The 20,259-nt window shown below is 70.4% G+C and carries 21 protein-coding genes; 9 read left to right on the plus strand and 12 right to left on the minus strand.

The features are described 5' to 3' along the window. Positions 1-17: 17 nt before the first annotated feature. The 3 genes from kdpB to ABDC25_RS01995 are packed head-to-tail and all read right to left on the minus strand — an operon-like array spanning position 18 to position 3,930. Positions 18-2,159, minus strand: a complete 2,142-nt coding sequence (gene kdpB, locus ABDC25_RS01985) for a potassium-transporting ATPase subunit KdpB (RefSeq protein WP_347124581.1) — start codon at positions 2,157-2,159, stop codon at positions 18-20. A 2-nt stretch (positions 2,160-2,161) separates the two neighbouring features. Continuing rightward, positions 2,162-3,841 carry a potassium-transporting ATPase subunit KdpA gene (kdpA, locus tag ABDC25_RS01990; RefSeq protein ID WP_347124583.1) on the minus strand — a complete coding sequence of 560 codons (1,680 nt, stop codon included), beginning with the start codon at positions 3,839-3,841 and terminating at the stop codon, positions 2,162-2,164. Further along, positions 3,841-3,930, minus strand: a complete 90-nt coding sequence (locus tag ABDC25_RS01995; protein ID WP_017201862.1) for a potassium-transporting ATPase subunit F — start codon at positions 3,928-3,930, stop codon at positions 3,841-3,843. The genes kdpA and ABDC25_RS01995 overlap by 1 nt, the downstream gene beginning before the upstream one ends. A 306-nt stretch (positions 3,931-4,236) precedes the next feature. Between ABDC25_RS01995 and ABDC25_RS02000 the strand changes: the two genes are divergently transcribed. Together ABDC25_RS02000 and ABDC25_RS02005 are read left to right on the plus strand one after the other, a co-directional pair. Then, complete coding sequence (locus ABDC25_RS02000) at positions 4,237-5,400, plus strand: SLC13 family permease (RefSeq protein WP_347125920.1); 1,164 nt, start codon at positions 4,237-4,239, stop codon at positions 5,398-5,400. 119 nt (positions 5,401-5,519) lie between these two features. Further along, positions 5,520-5,969, plus strand: a complete 450-nt coding sequence (locus ABDC25_RS02005) for a hypothetical protein (RefSeq protein WP_029260067.1) — start codon at positions 5,520-5,522, stop codon at positions 5,967-5,969. A 53-nt stretch (positions 5,970-6,022) separates the two neighbouring features. On the opposite strand, the gene ABDC25_RS02010 is transcribed toward ABDC25_RS02005, so the two are convergent. The 3 genes from ABDC25_RS02010 to ABDC25_RS02020 are packed head-to-tail and all read right to left on the minus strand — an operon-like array spanning position 6,023 to position 8,192. Further along, positions 6,023-6,619 carry a GNAT family protein gene (locus ABDC25_RS02010; protein ID WP_347124586.1) on the minus strand — a complete coding sequence of 199 codons (597 nt, stop codon included), beginning with the start codon at positions 6,617-6,619 and terminating at the stop codon, positions 6,023-6,025. A 32-nt stretch (positions 6,620-6,651) separates the two neighbouring features. Then, the gene (locus tag ABDC25_RS02015) at positions 6,652-7,260 is read right to left on the minus strand and encodes an FMN-binding negative transcriptional regulator (RefSeq protein ID WP_347124588.1); all 609 of its coding nucleotides are present in this window, start codon (positions 7,258-7,260) and stop codon (positions 6,652-6,654) included. Beyond that, a complete protein-coding gene (locus tag ABDC25_RS02020) occupies positions 7,260-8,192 on the minus strand; it encodes a DMT family transporter (protein WP_347124590.1) in 933 nt (310 codons plus the stop codon). The genes ABDC25_RS02015 and ABDC25_RS02020 overlap by 1 nt, the downstream gene beginning before the upstream one ends. On the opposite strand from ABDC25_RS02020, the gene ABDC25_RS02025 reads away from it, so the two are divergent. Next, complete coding sequence (locus ABDC25_RS02025; RefSeq protein WP_347124592.1) at positions 8,191-9,597, plus strand: PLP-dependent aminotransferase family protein; 1,407 nt, start codon at positions 8,191-8,193, stop codon at positions 9,595-9,597. The genes ABDC25_RS02020 and ABDC25_RS02025 overlap by 2 nt on opposite strands. A gap of 82 nt (positions 9,598-9,679) precedes the next feature. Here ABDC25_RS02025 and ABDC25_RS02030 read toward each other — a convergent pair whose 3' ends face one another. Further along, the gene (locus ABDC25_RS02030) at positions 9,680-11,800 is read right to left on the minus strand and encodes an APC family permease (RefSeq protein WP_322957646.1); all 2,121 of its coding nucleotides are present in this window, start codon (positions 11,798-11,800) and stop codon (positions 9,680-9,682) included. 83 nt (positions 11,801-11,883) lie between these two features. Here ABDC25_RS02030 and ABDC25_RS02035 point away from each other — a divergent pair, with 83 nt between their 5' ends. Further along, entirely contained in the window at positions 11,884-12,990 is a 1,107-nt protein-coding gene (locus ABDC25_RS02035; RefSeq protein ID WP_347124594.1) for a VanZ family protein, read from the plus strand. A 30-nt stretch (positions 12,991-13,020) separates the two neighbouring features. Here the strand turns inward: ABDC25_RS02035 and ABDC25_RS02040 are convergent, their stop codons facing one another. Beyond that, complete coding sequence (locus ABDC25_RS02040; RefSeq protein WP_347124596.1) at positions 13,021-13,383, minus strand: nuclear transport factor 2 family protein; 363 nt, start codon at positions 13,381-13,383, stop codon at positions 13,021-13,023. Between the two features lie 107 nt (positions 13,384-13,490). Between ABDC25_RS02040 and ABDC25_RS02045 the strand changes: the two genes are divergently transcribed. The 5 genes from ABDC25_RS02045 to ABDC25_RS02065 all read left to right on the plus strand — a co-directional run bounded on the left by ABDC25_RS02045 (position 13,491) and on the right by ABDC25_RS02065 (position 17,334). Continuing rightward, positions 13,491-14,246: a GTP pyrophosphokinase family protein gene (locus ABDC25_RS02045; protein WP_322957641.1), complete on the plus strand. Its 756-nt coding sequence runs from the start codon at positions 13,491-13,493 to the stop codon at positions 14,244-14,246. 133 nt (positions 14,247-14,379) lie between these two features. Then, positions 14,380-14,640 carry a hypothetical protein gene (locus ABDC25_RS02050; RefSeq protein WP_136025407.1) on the plus strand — a complete coding sequence of 87 codons (261 nt, stop codon included), beginning with the start codon at positions 14,380-14,382 and terminating at the stop codon, positions 14,638-14,640. 110 nt (positions 14,641-14,750) lie between these two features. After that, complete coding sequence (locus ABDC25_RS02055; protein ID WP_136023942.1) at positions 14,751-16,373, plus strand: molybdopterin-dependent oxidoreductase; 1,623 nt, start codon at positions 14,751-14,753, stop codon at positions 16,371-16,373. A gap of 41 nt (positions 16,374-16,414) precedes the next feature. Next, positions 16,415-16,903, plus strand: a complete 489-nt coding sequence (locus ABDC25_RS02060; RefSeq protein ID WP_347124599.1) for a MogA/MoaB family molybdenum cofactor biosynthesis protein — start codon at positions 16,415-16,417, stop codon at positions 16,901-16,903. After that, positions 16,900-17,334: a molybdenum cofactor biosynthesis protein MoaE gene (locus tag ABDC25_RS02065; protein WP_029260055.1), complete on the plus strand. Its 435-nt coding sequence runs from the start codon at positions 16,900-16,902 to the stop codon at positions 17,332-17,334. Before ABDC25_RS02060 ends, ABDC25_RS02065 begins: the two co-directional genes overlap by 4 nt. Positions 17,335-17,451: 117 nt before the next feature. On the opposite strand, the gene ABDC25_RS02070 is transcribed toward ABDC25_RS02065, so the two are convergent. The 4 genes from ABDC25_RS02070 to ABDC25_RS02085 are packed head-to-tail and all read right to left on the minus strand — an operon-like array spanning position 17,452 to position 20,202. Further along, positions 17,452-17,685, minus strand: a complete 234-nt coding sequence (locus tag ABDC25_RS02070) for a MoaD/ThiS family protein (RefSeq protein WP_029265098.1) — start codon at positions 17,683-17,685, stop codon at positions 17,452-17,454. Then, the gene (gene moaC / locus ABDC25_RS02075; RefSeq protein ID WP_136023944.1) at positions 17,682-18,176 is read right to left on the minus strand and encodes a cyclic pyranopterin monophosphate synthase MoaC; all 495 of its coding nucleotides are present in this window, start codon (positions 18,174-18,176) and stop codon (positions 17,682-17,684) included. The genes ABDC25_RS02070 and moaC overlap by 4 nt, the downstream gene beginning before the upstream one ends. Further along, positions 18,173-19,408, minus strand: a complete 1,236-nt coding sequence (glp, locus tag ABDC25_RS02080) for a gephyrin-like molybdotransferase Glp (RefSeq protein ID WP_347124602.1) — start codon at positions 19,406-19,408, stop codon at positions 18,173-18,175. Before glp ends, moaC begins: the two co-directional genes overlap by 4 nt. Next, positions 19,405-20,202 (minus strand): HesA/MoeB/ThiF family protein, encoded by a 798-nt coding sequence (locus ABDC25_RS02085; RefSeq protein WP_347124604.1) that lies wholly within the window; start codon positions 20,200-20,202, stop codon positions 19,405-19,407. The genes glp and ABDC25_RS02085 overlap by 4 nt, the downstream gene beginning before the upstream one ends. Positions 20,203-20,259 lie beyond the last annotated feature (57 nt).

A 20,259-nucleotide genomic window follows, 5' to 3' on the forward strand; every position in this document is an offset into this window, starting at 1 on the left:
TCCTTTTCCGAGCCGGGTCAGAAGCCCGGGATGAGACTGACGACGAGGTCGATGATCTTGATGCCGATGAACGGAGCGATCACGCCGCCGAGTCCATAGATCAGCAGGTTGCGCTGCAGGATCTGCGAGGCGCTCGCCGGGCGGTACTTCACTCCGCGCAGGGCCAGGGGGATCAGGAACACGATCACGATCGCGTTGAAGATGATCGCGCTGGTGACGGCCGACGCCGGCGAGTGCAACTGCATGATGTTGAGCGCCGCGAGTCCGGGGAAGACGCCCATGAACATCGCCGGGATGATCGCGAAGTACTTCGCGATGTCATTGGCGAGCGAGAACGTGGTGAGCGCTCCGCGCGTGATGAGCAGCTGCTTGCCGATGCGCACGATGTCGATCAGCTTGGTCGGGTCGGAGTCGAGGTCGACCATGTTGCCGGCCTCCTTCGCCGCCGAGGTGCCGGTGTTCATCGCCACGCCGACGTCCGCCTGGGCGAGCGCGGGGGCGTCGTTGGTGCCGTCGCCGGTCATCGCGACCAGACGGCCGCCCTCCTGCTCGCGCCGGATGAGCTCGAGCTTGTCCTCGGGCGTCGCCTCGGCGAGGAAGTCGTCGACCCCGGCCTCAGCGGCGATCGCCTTCGCCGTGAGCGGGTTGTCGCCCGTGATCATGACCGTGCGGATGCCCATCGCGCGCAGTTCCTCGAAGCGCTCGCGCAGGCCGTCCTTCACGATGTCCTTGAGGTGCACCACGCCGAGGACGCGACCGTCGGCACCGGGCGTCTTCACGGCGACCACGAGCGGGGTACCGCCGCTCTCGGCCACGGCATCCGTGCGCGTCGTGAGCTCGACGTCGTCGCCGTCGAGCCCGAGCCAGGCCCGCACCGCGGAGCCGGCGCCCTTGCGGATCTGCGTGCCGTCGGCGAGGTCGAGGCCCGACATGCGCGTCTGCGCCGTGAACGGCACGACCACCGCGTCCTCCGGTGCGGTCACCCGGATGTCGTTCGCGGCGGCGAGTTCGACGATCGAGGCGCCCTCGGGGGTGGGGTCTGCAAGCGACGACAGCGCGGCGACGCGCAGCAGCTCCTGGCCGTCGACACCCGGGAGGGCGAGCACCTCGTGGGCGCGGCGGTTGCCGTAGGTGATGGTGCCGGTCTTGTCGAGCAGCAGGGTGGTGACATCTCCTGCCGCCTCGACCGCGCGCCCCGACATCGCGAGCACGTTGCGCTGCACGAGACGGTCCATGCCGGCGATGCCGATCGCCGAGAGCAGCGCCCCGATGGTGGTCGGGATGAGGCAGACGAGCAGCGCGATCAGCACCGGGATGCTGACGGGAGAGGCGGCGTACGACGCGATCGGGTTCAGGGCGAGCACCACGACGACGAAGATGATCGACAGGCTCGCGAGCAGGATGTTCAGCGCGATCTCGTTGGGGGTGCGCTGGCGGCTGGCCCCCTCGACCAGCGCGATCATGCGGTCGACGAAGGTCTCCCCCGGCTTCGAGGTGATGCGCACCACGATGCGGTCGGACAGCACGCGGGTGCCACCGGTCACGGCGCTGCGGTCGCCGCCGGACTCGCGGATCACCGGCGCGCTCTCGCCCGTGATGGCCGATTCGTCGACGGTGGCGATGCCCGCGAGGATGTCGCCGTCGCCGGGGATCAGCTCGCCCGCTGTCACGATCACGATGTCGTCGCGCTGCAGCTCGGCCGACGAGACCTGGGCGGTCGCGGCGTGCTCGGCGGCGGCATCCGCTGCCTTGTCGTAACCGACCACACGCCGGGCCATCGTGCTGGTGCGGGTCTTGCGCAGGCTCGCGGCCTGGGCCTTTCCTCGGCCCTCGGCGACCGACTCCGCCACGTTGGCGAACAGCACGGTGAGCCACAGCCAGATCGCGATGCCCCAGGTGAAGGGGGCGGGAACCGCGGTGCCGCCGGAGTCGGCCGGGCCGCCCAGGAACGGCTCGGCGATCGCGAGCACGGTGGTGAACGCGGCGCCGACCCAAACCAGCAGCATGACGGGGTTGCGCACGAGCGCTGCCGGGTTGAGCTTGCGCAGGGCCCCGGGAAGGGCCTGCACGAGCTGCGACCAGCCGAAGGAGCGCGGCGGTTGTGCGGGTGTGGATGCCGGAGCATCCTGCTGTTCGGAGGGGGTGGTGATGAGGGTCATGGTTAGACGAGTCCTTCAGCGAGGGGTCCCAGTGCGAGCACGGGGAAGTAGGTGAGCGCGGTGACGATGACGGTCACGGCGAGGAGCAGGCCGACGAACTGCGGCCGGTGCGTGGGCAGGGTGCCGGAGGTCGCCGGTACACGCTGCTGCGCCGCGAACGAGCCGGCCAGAGCGAGCACGAGCACGATCGGCAGGAACCGGCCGAGCAGCATCGCGATGCCGAGCGCGGTATTGAACCACGGGGTGTTCGCGGTGAGTCCGGCGAAGGCGGAGCCGTTGTTGTTCGACGCCGAGGTGAAGGCGTAGAGCACCTCGCTCATGCCGTGCACGCCGGGGTTCAGGATGCTGGTCGACTCGACATCGGCGCGGATGCTGGGGATCGCGAAGCTCAGCGCGGTGCCGGCCAGCACGAGAGTCGGCGTCACCAGGATGTACAGGCTCGCGAGCTTGATCTCCCGCGGACCGATCCGCTTGCCCAGGTACTCCGGCGTGCGGCCGACGAGCAGCCCGCCGACGAACACCGCGATGATCGCGAGCACCAGCATGCCGTACAGGCCCGAGCCGACGCCGCCGGGGGCGACCTCGCCGAGCATCATGTTCAGCATGGGCATCATGCCGCCGAGCGCGGTGTACGAGTCGTGCATCGAGTTGACGGCACCCGTCGAGGTGAGGGTGCTGGCGCTGCCGAACAGCGTGGAGCCGAGGATGCCGAAGCGCACCTCCTTGCCCTCCATCGCGGCCCCGGCGAGTTCCGGAGCGGTGCCGCGGCCGGCCAGCTCGAGCGCCGAGAGGGCGAACGTCGAGACGAGGAAGATCGTGCCCATCACGGCGGCGATCGCGTAGCCCTGACGGTGGTTTCCGACCATGCGGCCGAACGTGCGGGGGAGGGCGAACGGGATCACGAGGATCAGCAGCACCTGCAGCAGGTTGGTGAAGCCGGTCGGGTTCTCGAAGGGGTGCGCCGAGTTGGCGTTGAAGAAGCCGCCGCCGTTGGTGCCGAGGAGCTTGATCGCCTCCTGCGAGGCCACCGGACCTCCCGGGATGGTCTGCGTGCCGCCGGACACCGTGGTGACGTCGGTGAAGCCCGCGAAGTTCTGGATCACGCCGCCCGCGAGCAGCGCCACCGCGCCGATGAGGGCGATCGGGAGGAGGATGCGGCCGAGACCGCGGATCAGGTCGACCCAGAAGTTGCCGATCGTGGCGGAACCACGGCGAGCGAGACCGCGGATGAGGGCGATCGCGATGGTGAGGCCCACCGCCGCCGACACGAAGTTCTGCACGGTGAGACCCGCGAGCTGCACCGTGTAGCCCATGGTCTGCTCGGGGGAGTACGACTGCCAGTTGGTGTTGGCCACGAACGAGGCGGCGGTGTTGAAGGACAGCCCCTCCGGCACCGCCGGGAGGCCGAGGGACTGCGGCAGGAACGCCTGCAGTCGCTGCAGGCCGTAGACCAGCAGAACGCCGACCACCGAGAACGCCAGCACGCTGCGGGCGTACGCGCGCCAGGTCTGCTCCGACGACGAGTCGACGCCGATGAGCCGATAGACGCCGCGCTCGACCCGCAGGTCGCGCGCCGACGTGAAGACGTGGGCGATGTAGTCGCCGAGGGGGCGGTAGAGGAGCACGAGCACGACCACGACGGCCGTGACCTGCAGGATGCCGAACCAGATCGTCGCGTCCATCAGAACCTCTCCGGCGCGACGAGCGCGACCACGAGGTAGACGACGGCGGCGACCGCAAGGGCGGCGGCGAGGATCTCGAAGACGATCACAGCCGCTCCACCCCCTTGGCCACCAGGGACACGAGGGCGAACAGCGCGAGAGTCAGCGCGATGTAGATGATGTCGAGCACGGATCCGATACAACTCCCGCACGGCCCCGGCAGCCGCCATCCTCACGCTTCCCCTACGCCCTCCGCGCGGATGCATGCGGGTTGCTCACGGCATTCGTGTCCCCGCCGCTCCCGCCTGATCTCGTTCCGGTCGCACTTGCTGTCGCTTCCGATGCTCTCGGGCGGCAGCAAGTGCGACCGGAACGGCCCGCGTCGGCCATATGCTCGCGAGGTGGGAATCGGAAGAGTGCGGATCGGCGCCGGGACGTGGGTCGTCGCCGGGCTGGTCGTGGTCGCCCTCGTGTGCATCGTCACCGGGTTCCTGCCGCGCTCCGACGCCGGGGCATTGGGCGAGCGGATCGCGCCCGTGCTGGGGTTCGTCGTCGCGATCACGATCGTCGCCGAGCTCGCCCGCGACGCCGCGGTCTTCGACGTCGTCTCGCAACGACTCGCCCGCTGGGGACGCGGTCGGGTGCTCGTGCTGTGGGCGCTGGTGGTCGCGCTCGCCGTGGTGAGCACGGTGTTCCTGTCGCTCGACACGACCGCCGTGATCGTCACCCCGGTCGTCGTCGTCCTCGCGCAGAGCATCGGCGTCTCACCCCTTCCCTTCGCCCTGGCGACCGTGTGGCTCGCCAACACGGCATCCCTCGCCCTCCCGGTCTCGAACCTCACCAACCTGCTCGCCGCCCCCGCCATCGGCGAGGGCCCCGCGGCGTTCTTCGCGCTCAGCTGGGCACCGACGCTCGTCGGCATCCTCGTGCCCGTCGCGCTCCTGACGATCCTGCATCGGCGCACGGTCTTCGGTGCGTACGAGACCCCGGTGGCACGGCGGCCCGCCGACCCGACGCTGTTCTGGAGCGCGACCGGCATCCTGCTCGTGCTGATGCCTCTGCTCGCCCTGACCCACGACGTCTGGATCCCGGCCGCGGTCGCCGCGCTCGCGCTGATCGGCCTGTTCGCGGTCCGGCGGCGCCGGGCGCTGCGGCTCTCGCTCGTCCCGTGGCAGGCGCTTGCGCTCGCCGCGTCGCTGTTCGTGCTGGTCGAGGCGGCGCACGCGCAGGGCCTGCTCGACTTCCTGACCTCGCCGACCGCGAACGGCGACGCTCCCGGCGACCTGTTCCGGCTGGCCGCGCTCGGGGCCGTGAGCGCGAACGGGATCAACAACCTCCCGGCATACCTGGTGCTCGAGCCCGCCGCCGGGGATCCGGTCGCGCTGATGGCGCTGCTGATCGGCGTGAACATCGGTCCGCTCATCACGCCATGGGCGTCGCTCGCGACCCTCCTGTGGCATCACCGGATCGTCGCGTTGGGCGTCACGATCCGATGGAGCCGTTTCATGCTGTGGGGTGTGGTGGCTGCGGTGCCGACCGTGCTCGCCGCCGTGCTCGTGCTCTGGCTCGTCTCGGGCTAGTGCTCCGTTCCGGTCGCACCTCCTGCCGCCCCCGAGGCGCGGAGGCGGCACGAAATGCGACCGGAAGGGGGGGAGCGGGCCGGAAGAGGAAGTGCGCCGGGCCTGACAGGATGTCGGTCATGAGCGTTCTCTACGACTATTTCTCCGCGCCGAACGACGAGCGGGCCGTCACCGTCCTCCAGGTGGAGGGCGGGCCGACCGCGGAGGAGTCGGGCTTCGATGCCGGAACGCTCGGCGGCATCGACCCGGTCGTGCAGCTCGGCACGCTCGAGGCGCTGCTGACGGGCGTGCCGTACGACGAGGTGACCGACGACCCGCGTGCCGGCCACAACCTCGCGATGAGCGACGACTACGACCGGATCGTCATCACCGTGACGGATGCGCTGGCCGCCGCTCTCGCCGCCGCCGACGACGTCCGTCTGGCAGAGGTCGCGGAGCCGTGGTCGCAGACCGAAGAGCTCGAAGGGGCCGATCCGGCACAGCTGGCCGCGTTCGCGCGGGACCTCGCCGCGCTCGCTCGTCGCGCCGCGGCGTCCGACCACCGCCTCTACTGCTGGACCAGCATCTAGGACGCTCGTCCGCGCAGGACGCACCCCAGCGGTGAGCCGTCACGGGGCCTCGATCAGCGTGCGGTCGGCCACTCCTCGGCGAGAAGGCCGTAGTTCATGCCGTCGAGCCATTCGCCCGAGCGATGCAATGCCGTCTTCCGGCTGAACTCCTCTCGGCGCATCCCGAGCCGCTCCATGAGGCGCCAGGACGGCTCGTTGTCGGCGAAGCACCCCGCATGCACCCGGCGCAGGCCCAGTGCGCCGAAGCACACGTCGATCACCGCGCGGATCGCCTCTGTCGCGTAGCCGTGCCCGGTGTGCGCGGGGTCGAGAACCCAGCCGAGCTCGGCCTCGACGCCCTTCGCCCGGGCGTCGACCTCGAGCTGCGCCCACCCGTCGCCGCGCCGCACCATGATGTCACCGATCGGGGTCGGGGCGGTGCCCTCGGCGTTGGGCAGCAGCTCCACGATGTACAGGGAGGCGAGCCGCTCGGGGTCGAGATACCGCTCACGGAACGCGTCTCGCGTGTCGGGAGCGGCACCGAGCCACCGGTTCACCTCGGGGAGCCGACGCCACTCCCACATCGCATCGACGTCGGCGGGCGTGCACGGGCGCACCTGCAGCCGGGCCGTCCGCGCGGGCCACGGCTCGGGGGTTCGCGTGTCGGTCATCGCTCCACCCTAGGCGCGGCCGGCGACGTCGATCACGGGGTCTCCCCGCCGACCCGTCGCATCTCCTCCGCGAGCGCGCTGTTCGTCTCGGCGAACCGTGCGGTGATGTTCTCGCGCACCTCGGGCGACTTGTTCTGGCTGAGTTTGGCTCGCGCAGCGAAGCGGGTCACGCGCATCCGCAGTCCGACCGTGCCCTTGGCGGCGCGGCGGGTGCCCTCCTCGTCCTCCGACAGGTGTCGGCCGTGCTGCTGATGATCCTCGAAGTGGTCGGTCAGCCGCGAGAGCATGGCGTAGTTCTCCTCTTCGCTCAGGATCTCGGGGATGCCGTACAGGTGCGCGGTCACGTGGTTCCACGTCGGGACCAGATCGCCCGGTGCGTACAGTGTCGGTGACACGTAGTCATGCGGTCCCTGGATGATCACGAGCACTTCATGCCGGCCGAGTTCGTGGAGCTGCTCGTCCGGGCGCCCGACGTGGCTCGCGATCACGATGTCGTCGTCGTCCTCCATCAGCAGCGCGGGATAGTGCGAGGCGACCAGGCCGCCGCTCGCCGGGGAGACGAACGTCGCCCAGGGGTTCCCGCGGATGAGGCGCTTGACCTCGTCGGGATCGGTCATCAGGTAGCGGGGCGTGTGGCGCATCAGGATTCCTCTCTTCGGCGGTCGGTCAGACGGGTGCGCACCGCGAGGGCGGCGCAGGCGATCACGGCGAGTCCGCCGACGGCGGTCGCCCAACCGATGGGCTCGTGCAGCAGGAGCGCCGCCCAGGAGATGCTCATCACGGGCTGGACGAGCTGGATCTGGCTGACTTGCGCCATCGGACCGATCGCGAGCCCGCGGTACCAGGCGAAGAAGCCGAGGAACATGCTCACCGCCGCGAGGTAGGCGAAGGCGAGCCATTGCACGGGCGTCGCGGCCGGAGGCTGCTCGAGTGCCGACACCACGGTCAGCACGGCCATCAGGGGAGCGACGACGATCAGTGCCCAGGAGACCGTCTGCCAGGATCCGAGTTCGCGGGCGAGCAGACCGCCCTCCGCGTAGCCGATCGCGGCGGCGAGCACGGCCCCGAACAGCAGCAGGTCGGCGCCGGTGAGGGAGCCGAGTCCGCCGTTCTGCAGCGCGGCGAACACGACGGCGGCCACCGCGCCGAGTATCGCGAAGACCCAGAAGGATCGGGCGGGCCGTTCCCGGGTGCGGAGCACGACGGCCACCGCGGTGGCGGCGGGTAGCAGGCCGATCACGACCGCGCCGTGGCTGGCCGGGGTCGTGGTCAGCGCGAACGAGGTCAGCAGCGGGAAACCGGCGACGACCCCGCCGGCGACGATCGCGAGCCGCACCCATTGGATCGTCGTGGGCGGGCGCTGACGCGTGATCGCGAGTGCGGCACCGGCGAGGAGGGCGGCGACGACCGCGCGCCCGGAGCCGATGAACAGCGGTGAGAGCCCGCCGATCGCGATGCGTGTGAACGGGAGGGTGAACGAGAAGGCGAGGACGCCGAGGAGCCCCCACCAGAGTCCGGCACGCGTCGATAGCAGTGGCCGCGTGGAAGCGATAACGCTACTCTGTTCTTTCATGAGCAAGGATAGCAGTGACCGGATCGTCGCCGGGGTCCGCGCGTGGATCGCATCCGCTTCTCCGGGTGCGCGAGTCCCCTCGAATCGTGCGCTCATGGCGCAGTACGGCGCGAGTCCGATCACCGTGCAGAAGGCGATGCAGCAGCTCGTGCGACTCGGTCTGGTCGAGTCCAGGCCCGGCGCGGGCACGTTCGTGCGTGCCGCGCCCGCCGCACGCACGGCCGACTACGGCTGGCAGACGGCAGCTCTCGGTACGCCGCCCACGGGCCTTCTGCGCTTGTCATCGACGCAGCGCACCGTCGCCCCCGACGCGATCGGACTGCACTCGGGCTACCCCGCGGTCGACCTGCTGCCGCAGCGGCTCGTGCGACAGGCCCTGGTGCGTGCCGCTCGGTCGGACGCGGCGCTGACCCGTTCGCCCGCCGCAGGCCTTCCCGATCTGCAGGCGTGGTTCGCGGCGGAACTCGCATCCTCCGCCCCCGCGGGGGTCACCCCCGCATCGGCGCGCGATGCGCTGATCATCTCCGGCAGCCAGAGCGGGCTGAGCTCGATCTTCCGTGCCGTCGTCGGCGTCGGTCAGCCGCTGCTGATCGAGTCGCCGACGTACTGGGGCGCGATGCTCGCGGCCGCGCAGGCCGGCGTCGTGCTGGTGCCGATCCCCTCCGGGCCGCACGGCCCCGATCCGGATGACGTCGAGCGGGCGTTCGCGCAGACCGGAGCCCGCGCGTTCTACGCGCAGCCGACCTTCGCCAACCCGACCGGCGCGCAGTGGCCGGTCGCGACGGGGGAGGCCGTGCTCGAGACCGTCCGTCGGCACGGGGCCTTCCTGATCGAGGACGACTGGGCGCACGACCTGGGGATCGACGCCGACCCGCGCCCGGTCGCCGCGTCCGATGACGACGGACACGTCGTGTACCTGCGCTCGCTCACGAAGAGCGCCTCGCCCGCCCTCCGCGTCGCGGCCGTGATCGCGCGCGGACCCGCGCGGGAGCGCATCCTCGCGGATCGCGCGGCCGAGTCGATGTACGTGAGCGGGGTGCTGCAGACCGCGGCCCTCGACGTGGTCACCCAGCCCGCGTGGCGCACGCACCTGCGCGGCTTCCGCGAGCACTTGCGCGCGCGCCGCGACCTGCTGGTCTCGAGCCTTGCCGCGCACGCCCCCTCCGCGCACGTCGAGAGCGTTCCGGTGGGCGGCCTGAACCTGTGGGTGCGGCTGCCGGAGGGGACGGATGTCGCGCGGGTGGTCCGTGAGTGCGAGGTGCGCGGTCTGATCATCGCCCCGGGCTCCGAGTGGTTCCCGGCGGAGCCCTCCGGCTCCTACGTGCGCCTCAACTACGCGAACGCCGACACCGCCCGCTTCGCGGAGGCCGCCGGCATCCTGGGCGCCGTGCTCGACGGGTCCTGAGGGGTCGCTCAGCCCGCTCCGGTCGCAGTTCTGTCGCCCGAGAGCTGAGGAGGCGGCAGCAACTGCGACCGGAAGGCCGACCTCAGGCTTCGGGGGCGCCGTCCTGCGGCGGGCCGGCGGGGCGGTGGGCGCGACGGCCGGCCACCACGACCGGACGACCGGCACGTTCCTGACCGGGCAGCGGACGGGAGCGGCGGCCGTAGATGAGCTCCGACGAGTCGAGCAGCCACGGCACGAGCGTGATCGACACCCCGTGCACGAGCATGAGCTGGTTGGCGAGACGGCGCGCGCGGCGGTTGTGCAGGAACGACTCCCACCAGTGGCCGACGATGTACTGCGGCAGGTACACCGTCACGACGGACGAGCCGTGCTTCTCGCGGTACTGCTTGATGAACTGGGTCACCGGCTGCGCGAACGAGCGATACGGCGACTCGACGATCACGAGCGGGATCGGCACCAGGTGGTCGGCCCAGTCCTTCTGCAGCTGGGCCGCATCGTCGGAGGCCACGGCCACGTGCACCGCCAGCGTCTTGCCGTGCTTGGCCGCGATCGCGTAGTCGATGGCCTTCACGACGGGCTTCTGCAGTCGGTTGACGAGCACGATGGCGAGGTCGCCGGTCGCACCGAACTTCGTGGTGTCGTCGATCGCGATCTCATGCTCGACGTCGCGGTAGTACCGCTTCACCCCCAGCATCAGGAAGGCGAGGATCGGGATCGCGAAGAAGACCAGGTATGCGCCGTGCGTGAACTTGGTGATCGTCACGATGACCAGCACGAGCACGGTCATCGCGGCGCCCGTGGAGTTGATGATGAGTCCGACCTTCGCCGAGCGGCGGTCGGATGCCGAGGCGCCGTCGATCCCCGAGTCCTTCGTGCCCCCGACCGGTCCGCGCAGCACGCGTCGCCAGTGCCGCACCATGCCGATCTGTCCGAGCGAGAACGAGACGAACACGCCGATGATGTACAGCTGGATCAGCGTGGTCAGCTTCGCCTGGAAGATCACCAGCACCGCGATCGCCGCGATGCCGAGCAGGATCATGCCGTTCGAGAACACGAGGCGGTCACCGCGGGTGTTGAGCGACTTCGGCGCGTAGCCGTCGCGGGCGAGCACGGCGCCCAGCAGCGGGAAGCCGTTGAAGGCGGTGTTCGCGGCGAGCAGCAGCACGCACGCGGTCGCGGCCTGAACGATGAAGAACGCGATGCTGCCGCCGCCGAAGGTCGCTGCGGCGATCTGCGCCATCAGGCTGGGCTGCGGATTCGTGCAGTCGAAGCCGACGAGGTCGCACGGGTTCTCGGCGTAGTGCACGCCGGTGATCAGGGCGAGGGCGGTGAGGCCGGCGAACAGGCAGATGGCGATCGACCCCATCAGCACGAGTGTCGACTGGGCGTTGCGAACCTTCGGGGCGCGGAAGGCGGGAACGCCGTTCGACACGGCCTCGACACCGGTGAGGGCGGAGCATCCGCTCGAGAACGCGCGCAGGATCAGCAGGATCACGGCCGCCTGGCCGAGGCTTTCGGCCTGCACCGAGAACTCGGCGCTCGAGGCGACAGGGGCGTCGCCCAGGAAGGTGCGGATCAGGCCGGTCACGATCATGATGCCGACCGAGCCGATGAACACGTACGTCGGGATCGCGAAGACCAGGGAGGCCTCGCGCACCCCGCGGAGGTTCACGACGATGATGAGGATCACGAAGCCGACGGCGAGCTCGACGCGGAACGGGTCGAGCCCCGGCACGGCCGAGATGATGTTGTCGACACCGGAGGCGACCGACACGGCCACGGTCAGCACGTAGTCGACCAGGAGCGCCGCGGCCACGATCACACCGGGGATCTCGCCGAGGTTCTTCGACGCGACCTCGTAGTCCCCACCGCCCGAGGGATAGGCCTTGATGAGCTGGCGGTAGCTGAGCACGACCACGATCAGCAGCACCACGACCGCGATCGCGACGAGCGGCGTGAACGACAGGAAGGTGAGCCCGCCGATCAGCAGGATCATCACCAGCTCCTGCGGGGCGTAGGCCACCGAGCTGAGCGCGTCGGACGCGAAGATGGGAAGAGCCATCCGCTTCGGGAGCAGCTGGTCGTCGACCTGCTGGCTCGTCAGCGGTTCTCCGATGAGGATGCGCTTGGCGAGCGGCGGTGAGTCCGCGCCCTCCCTGTTTTCGTCTGACACGTCCGGCGACACTACGCCTCCTGATGGCATCCTCACGCGATCCTCACGGAATCCCTACGGTGGGATGCGCGGTCCTCACGGAATCCTTACGCGCAAAGCTACACTGGCACGCGGTGGAAAATCAGGTGCTGCTCGGATTCATCGCGATCGCGATGGGGGTGGCTTTCGGCATCCTCCTGTTCGTGCCCTTCGTGGCGGTCAGCTATCGCCGACGCGGGCGACTCGGCCTCGGACGCACGCTGCTCTGGCTGTCGGCCCTGATCTATTTCTGGGCGGTCTGGACCTATACCCTGCTGCCGCTGCCCGACCCCGACACGATCCGTTGCGTCGGAGCGATCACCGATCCGATGTCGGTCGTGCGCGATGTGCGGAAGGCTTTCGCGGCCGCGGGCAATCCGCTGCGTCAGCCGGCTCTGCTGCAGCTGGTCTTCAACGTGCTGCTGTTCGTGCCGCTCGGCTTCTTCGTCCGAGTGCTCGCCGGTCGGGGGGTGCTCACGGCGCTCGCCGCCGGCTTCGGCCTGTCGCTGCTGGTCGAGACGACGCAGCTGACCGGGGTGTGGGGCGTCTACCCGTGCGCGTATCGCTTCTTCGACGTGGGCGACCTCATGACGAACACCCTCGGCGCGGTCATCGGCTGCATCGCGGCGATCCTCGTCCCGCGGTCGCTGCGCGGCGTGAAGGTGGGCCCGGACGCCGGTCGTCCCCGTCCGGTCAGCCGCGGCCGCCGCCTGCTCGCGATGCTGTGCGACTTCCTCGCCTACGGGTTCCTGAGCGTGGGGGCCGGGGTGACCGTGCAGGTGTGGCTGGAGTTCGTCGTGGACGACCGCGCCGCGGTGCTCGACGGCGCCCTCGCATCCGCCGCCGCCACCGTCGTCCCCTCAGCACTGTTCCTGGTGCTGATCCTGGTCGGTGGGCGCTCGGTGGGCGACATCGCGGTGCAGCTCCGATACGCGGGATCGCGCCTGCCCGCACCGTTCGCGCGGCTCCTGCGCTGGGCGGGCGGCATCGGCGGGATCAGCGCGCTGCAGCTGCCCGGCGGGTTCTTCGGCTTCGCGGCGGCAGTGCTGTTCCTCGCCGCGATCGTGCTGCCGTTCACGACACGTGACGGTCGCGGACTTCCCGGCGTCGTCTCCGGACAGCACCTCGTCGACGCGCGGGTGGGTGCCGCGGGCCCTGCGCCGAGCGCGCCCGCATCCGCTTCCCCTCCGCGCGACGCATGACCGACTGAGGGTCCGATGCACGCCGCGGGCTCAGCTCTCCGCGTGGGGACGCGGCATGTACCACTCGGTGAACTCCGTCGCCCGCCCGTCGGGAGCGAGCCGGATGATCCAGAGGTTGAGGTAGTCGCGTTCGGCCGGGTATTCCGTGCGCCCCTGGACGACCACGAAGCCGCCGACCTCGTGCAGGACCTCCCACTCGAACGTCCAGGAGCCCGGTTCATCGCCGTCGTCGATCCACCCGGAAACGATCGCCTCGCGCCCCACGCGCGGCTCCGAATCGGGGCTCGTGAGATATCGGGCGTCGTGCGTGAAGAGCGCTCCGATCCGCTCGGGATCGTTCGATCTCCATGCCTCGATGTAGGCCCCGGTCCAGTCCTCGCCTGCGGTCGTCATGTGCTCCGTTCTAGGCCGCGGGGGAGGCCGCGTCAACCCGTTCGCGAATCGTGAGGACATCGGGGATCCACAGCGGTTTCCGATCACGAACCCGTAACGTCGATGGCATGACGACTGTTCACGTCACCGAGGACACGATCAACCAGGCCCGCGAGCTGCGCGATGAGCTGCAGCGGTTCCTGCGCGAGTACGAGTTCGGGATGCGCGAGGTCGAGACGAAGATCTCGATCCTGCGCGACGAGTTCACGCACGACCACGCGTACAACCCGATCGAGCACGTGAAGAGCCGACTGAAGTCGCCGGACAGCATCGTCGAGAAGATCGCCCGCAAGGGCATCGACGAACCCGACTTCGACCGCATCCGCGCGGAGATCACCGACATCGCCGGTGTGCGCGTGACCTGCAGCTTCGTCGCCGACGTCTACCGCCTGTTCGATCTGCTCACCGCGCAGGACGACGTCACGGTGCGCACGGTGAAGGACTACATCGCGCAGCCGAAGGCCAACGGCTACAAGAGCCTGCACGCGATCATCGAGGTGCCCGTCTTCCTGTCGACCGGTGCGCTCTCGGTACCGGTCGAGGTGCAGTTCCGCACGATAGCGATGGACTTCTGGGCCAGCCTGGAGCACAAGATCTACTACAAGTTCTCGAACCAGGTGCCCTCGCATCTCGTCGACAGCCTGTCGGATGCCGCGGATGCCGCCGCCGAGCTCGACAGTCGCATGGAGCGCCTGCACCGGGAGGCGCACGGCGTGCCGCAGCGTCAGCTCGCCCCGCCGCCCCCTCCTGCCCCGCCGTCGATCCCGGACGCCCCGCCGGCGGTCCCGGACGCCCCGACCGGCCCGCGCGTCGTCGGGGTCTGACCGAAGACGCGCCGAGCACCCGTCCACAACTCCGGAGAAGCTGCGGACGGGCGGCGCCCTGCGTGGCGGTGTTGCGACGGAGCCGCGGTGCTGGGAGCATCGGCGGGTGGTGAGAACGCAGGAAGCCGTGTCCGTGGACGCCGAGCACGACGTCGATGAATTCGCGCGCGTCGACGACCTCGCCGGGCTCGATCGCGACCGGCAGCGGTGCGAGTGTGATCACGGCGACGACGACGGCTACCAGCCGTGCGGACGCAAGGCCAAGTGGCGCGTGACGGTCGACTGCGTCTGCGGCGAAGGCCACCCGCGCCGGGTCGAGATCCTGTGCTCCCGATGCATGCGGACACTGCGGAAGTTCCAAGGACGTGAGGCCGTCACCGTGCGCCGCCTCTGACCGTCGAGCCCGTCTGCCGCGGGATCGTCCCATCCGATCGTGGTTCCGCTCCGAACAACGGGGGATCACACCGGCGACGGTGTCGACGTGACGTCGGACAGGAGACGACCATGGTGCAGCGCCGCAGTGGCAAGAGGTTCCTCGTCTGGGCCGCCCTCGCGGGCGTGATCGGCGGGGGCGTCTTCCTCGCCACGGCCGAGCTGTTCGCACTGCTCTTCGCGCGCGCAGCCAGTCCGATCCTCGCCGTGGGCGGGTTCGTGATCGACATCGTGCCGCAGCCCTTCAAGGAGTTCGCGATCGCCACGTTCGGCGAATACGACAAGATCGCCCTGCTCGCCGGCCTCGGACTGGCCGTGGTGATCGCCTCGGCGATCGCCGGCATCCTGCAGTTCGTACGGCCGCCGCTCGGCGTGATCGCTCTCGTGATCGCGGGTGCACTCTCGACCGCGGCGATCGTGACCCGGGCCGCCGTCGCTCCGCTCGCCTTCCTGCCCCCGGTCCTGGGAACCGTCGTGGGGTCGTTGGTCCTCGTGCTCCTGTGCCGTCGCCTGCGCGGATGGAGGGATTCCGTCGTCGGCGTCGAGAGCGAACGGAAGAGCGACACGTCGACCGCTGGAGACGAGATCGTCCGTGCCGACGACGAAGGAGAGTCCGTCCGCCCCGGAATCGACCGCCGCCGCTTCTTCGTCCTCGCCGCGCTCGCCGGGGCATCCGCACTGGTCGTGGGCATCACCGCCCGCACCGTGAGCATGGCGGTGTCGTCGGTCGAAGCGATCCGCGGTGCGCTCAAGCTGCCCTCCCCGAAGACCACGGTGACCGTGCCGCAGGGCGCCGAGCTCGACATCCCCGGGCTCAGCAAGCTGTTCACCCCGAACAAGGACTTCTATCGCGTCGACACCGCACTCACGGTGCCCTCGATCGATCCGGACACCTGGCGTCTGGTGATCGACGGGATGGTCGACCAGCGTGTGGAGATGAGCTTCCAGGACATCCTCGACATGGGCCTCGACGAGTACGCGATCACGCTCACGTGCGTCTCCAACGAGGTCGGCGGTGAGCTCGTCGGCAACGCGAAGTGGCTGGGGGTGCCGTTGCGCGACGTGCTCAAGAAGGCGGGAGTGAAGTCCGGTGCCGACATGGTGCTCTCACGCAGCGTCGACGGCTACACCGCGAGCACGCCGCTCTCGGCGTTGACGGACGACGACCTCGACGCGATCCTCGCCGTCGGGATGAACGGTGAACCCCTGCCCCTGGAACACGGATTCCCGGTGCGGATGGTCGTGCCCGGCCTCTACGGATACGTGTCGGCGACCAAGTGGCTCACCGAGCTCAAGGTCACCACCTTCGCCCAGGACGAGGCGTACTGGACTCCCCGGGGCTACAGCGCGGAGGCCCCGATCAAGTTCGCCTCGCGCGTCGACACCCCCAAGATCGGCGAGGCGGTCGACGCCGGGAAGATCCCGATCGCCGGAGTCGCCTGGGCGCAGTCGGTCGGTATCGAGCGCGTGGAGGTCAGCATCGACGACGGGGACTGGATGCCGGCGACGCTGTCGACCCCGATCAACGACGACACCTGGGTGCAGTGGTTCATGGAGTGGGATGCCACGCCCGGCACGCACTACGTCGCCGTGCGTGCGATCAACAAGAACGGCGATCTGCAGATCCAGGAGCGTGCGCCGATCGCACCGAACGGTTCGTCGGGCTGGCAGCGTTCACTCATCCGGGTCAACTGAGAGCCGTGCGCGGTCGGCGGCTCGGGCCTAGTGTGGGAGCCATGGGCCCGCTCCCCGCACTCGTGATCACCGTCTCGGACCGATCATTCTCCGGAGAGCGCGAGGATTGCGGAGGTCCGATCGCCGTGGGCCTGCTCCGCGATGCCGGATGGCACTGTCCCGACGCCGAGATCGTCGCCGACGGCGCGGGTTCGGTGGCGGACGCTCTGCGCCGGGCCGTCGCCCGCGGCATCCGGCTGGTGGTGACGACCGGGGGAACCGGTGTCGGTCCTCGTGACCTGACGCCCGAGGGGACGCGGCGCGTGATCACCCGAGAGATCCCCGGGATCGCCGAGGAGCTGCGCCGCAGCGGACTCGCCGACACCCCGCTGTCCGTGCTGTCACGCGGGCTCGCCGGCATCGTCGATCCTGACGGCACGCTCGTCGTGAACCTTCCCGGTTCGCCGCGGGCCGTCGCCTCCGGCGTCCCCGTGGTGCTCGGCGTCGCCGGGCACATCCTGGATCAGGTGAAGGGCGGAGACCACTCATGAACGACGTGCGCATCGCAGCGGTATCGGAGGAGCGACTCGATCTCGACGCGCACCTCGCCGCGGTCGAAGACCCTCGGCTGGGGGCCGTGACGACCTTCGTCGGGCGGGTGCGCGACAACGACCCCGACGCCGAGACACCCGTGGTCGGGCTGGAGTACAGCGCTCACCCCGATGCGGAGGCGACGCTGCGGCGGATCGCCGAGCAGGCCGGTGCCGGCGCGGAAGCCCCCGCCGTGGTGGCCGTGAGCCATCGCATCGGACGGCTCGACGTGGGCGATGCGGCCGTGGTGATCGCGGTCGCCTCCGAACACCGTGCCGAGGCTTTCGAGGTGTGCCGGGCGGTCATCGAGGCGATCAAGAGCGACCTCCCCGTCTGGAAGCGTCAGCTCGAGGTCGACGGGACGTCGTCGTGGAAGGGCATCGGCGGCTGAGCCGCAGGGGCAGCCGTCGCTCCTGACGCGCCATCTGCATGAGCTCTTGCCGCGTGCAGGAGGAAACGCCGGTCATCGGTCCTGCAAGCGGCCAGCGTTCCTGCAGGTGGCGTGTGGTCATCCACCCGCGAAGGGCGGGAGCACGTCGATGAGGTCCGCGTCGTCGAGGGCGAGGTCGCCGTCGGTGCGCACCCCGTCGACGAGCACCGCGCAGCGCGGCAGGATGTCGACGAGGGCCGGATGCTCGGCGACGACCGCCGCGCGCAGGGCGACGAGTGACCGCTCCCCGCGCTCCTCGACGTCGGTTCCCGCAGCCTCCGCAGCAGCGGCGAAGTAGCGCACCCGCGTCATCGGGGGTCTCCGGGGTCTGCTTCGCCCGGACGGACCCAGTCGCCGGAACGGCCGCCCGACTTCGCCACGATCCGCACGTCTTCGATCACGACGGCGCGGTCGACGCCCTTGATCATGTCGACGATCGCGAGGGCGGTGACCGACACGGCCGTCAGCGCCTCCATCTCGACACCGGTACGGTCGGCGGTGCCCACCGTCGCCTCGATGCGCACGCCGTCGTCGACGATCTCGAGGTCGACGCTCGCCCGATGCACGCCGATCACGTGCGCCAGCGGCAGCAGCGCGGGGGTGGACTTGGCCGCCTGGATGCCCGCGATGCGTGCCACGGCGAGCACGTCGCCCTTCGGCACGGTGCCATCGCGGAGGGCGGTGATCACGTCGGGGCTGCAGCGGACGAAGCCTCGGGCCGTCGCGGTGCGCACGGTCGGCTGCTTCGCGGTCACGTCGACCATGTGCGCGCGGCCCGCCGCGTCCAGGTGAGGAAAGCTCATCCGACCAGCATGACATCGATGACGTCGCCCACGGCCACGGTCTCGACCTCGGCCGGCACGATCGCGAACGCGTGCGCACGGGCGAGTCCGCCCGCGAGGTGCGATCCCGATCCGCCGGCGGTGGCCGGGCGGACGGTGCGGGCCGCGAGGTCGACGACGGCGGGAAGGTACTGGCGTCGGCCCGGCGGCGGCGTCCATGATGCGTCGGCGGTGAACGCGGCGCGCGGTCGGTGGATCGCGGAGCGCCCCTGCATCGCGAGCAGGGCGGGGCGCACGAACACCTCGAACGACACCGCCACGCTCACGGGGTTGCCCGGCAGTCCGAATACCAGAGACCCGTTCTCGAGCACCCCGAAGGCCTGCGGTTTTCCCGGTTGCATGGCCACCGCGGCGAATTCGACCTGTCCTCCGCCGTCGAAGGCCCCGCGCACCGGCTCGTAGGCGCCCGCGCTCACGCCGCCGGTGAACACGATCACATCGGCTCCGCGCGCGACGGCCTCGGCGGTCACGGCTCGGACGGCGTCGGCCTCGTCGGGAACCCGCGCGACCAGCACCACCTCGGCGTCGGCTGCGGCGACCAGCTGTTCGAGCAGGGGACCGTTCGAGTCGGGGATGCGTCCGCGGGCGGGGGCTTCGCCCGGCGCGAGCAGTTCGCTGCCCGTCGACACCACGGCCACGCGCGGAGCCCGCGTCACCGAGACCTCGACGATGCCGGCCGCGACTGCGGCGGCGAGCTGGAAGGGTCCGAGGCGCTCGCCGGCGTGAACGACTTCGTCGCCGGTGCGCAGGTCGGCTCCGCGTCGGCGCACGAACACTCCGGGCTTGGCCGGGGCGTGCAGCACCGTCACCTCGCCGAGGGAGTCGGCGAGACCGCCGGCCGTGTCCTCGAAGGGCACGATCACGTCGGCATCGGTGGGGGTGGGCGAGCCGGTCATGATGCGTGCGGCTTCGCCGACGCCGAGAGCAGGGTCGAGGGCGACTCCGGCGGGCAGGTCGGCGACCACGCGCAGGGTGACCGGATTCTCCTCGGACGCGTCGGCGACATCCGCACCTCGTACCGCGAAGCCGTCCATGGCGGAGTTGTCGAACAGGGGGATGTCGTGGGCGGCGGCTGCGGCAGCGGTGAGCGTGCGCCCCGCGGCAGCCGCCACCGGCCGTGTCTCGTGCTCGATGACGTGGACGGCATCGAGCACGCGCGCGAGCTGTTCCTCGACCGTGCGGCGGCCGGTCATGCGCGGGCCCCCGCGGTGGCCTCCGGGGTCGTGGCGGTTGCCGGGCGGATCACGATCTCGTGCTGCCGGGACGTGAGCGCATCGACCATCGCGAGTCGTCCGAGCAGCGGCTCGCCTGCGCCCGTCACGAGTTTGATCACCTCGCCGGCGAGCATTCCGCCGACCTGCACGCACAGGGCGCCGAGCACACCGACCTGGGCGCAGCTGGGGGGTTCGTCCTCGGTGCCGACCGGGAAGAGGTCGGCGAGCACGACCGGCTCTCCCGCGGGCGGGTCCGACCAGAAGACCGTGGCCTGCGCGTGCCACTCCTGCACAGCTCCCCACACGAGGGGAAGTCCGAGCGCTTCGCAGGCGGCGGCCACCTCACGACGGGTCGCGAACGTGTCGCTCGTGTCGACCACCACGTGGGCGCCCGTGAGCAGGCGCTCGGCATTGGCCGCATCCAGGCGCTCGGGGACTGGGGTCACGACGGTGTGCGGGGCGAGGGCGGTGATGGCGCGTGCGGCCGATGCGGTCTTGCGCGTCCCGATGTCCTCCACCCGGTGCGCGAGCTGACGCTGCAGATTGGTGAGCTCCACCACGTCGTCGTCGATCACCGTGAGCGATCCGACCCCGGCGGCGGCCAGGGCGAGGAGCACAGGGGATCCGAGTCCGCCCGCGCCGACGATCGTGACGTGAGCGGCGTTGAGGCGGCGCTGTCCCTCCTCGCCGATGCCGGCGAGCACCGCGTGCCGCGCCGTACGGACGAGTTCTTCCGGCTCCAGCACGGGAGCGGGGGCGACGAGAGGCTGCATGGACTCAGCGTATGCCCGTCGGGTCGCGACGTCGCGGCTCGCCTGATCGTGCCGCGG

The sequence above is a fragment of the Microbacterium sp. SY138 genome (assembly GCF_039729145.1).
In the GTDB taxonomy this organism is placed as follows: domain Bacteria; phylum Actinomycetota; class Actinomycetes; order Actinomycetales; family Microbacteriaceae; genus Microbacterium; species Microbacterium maritypicum_A.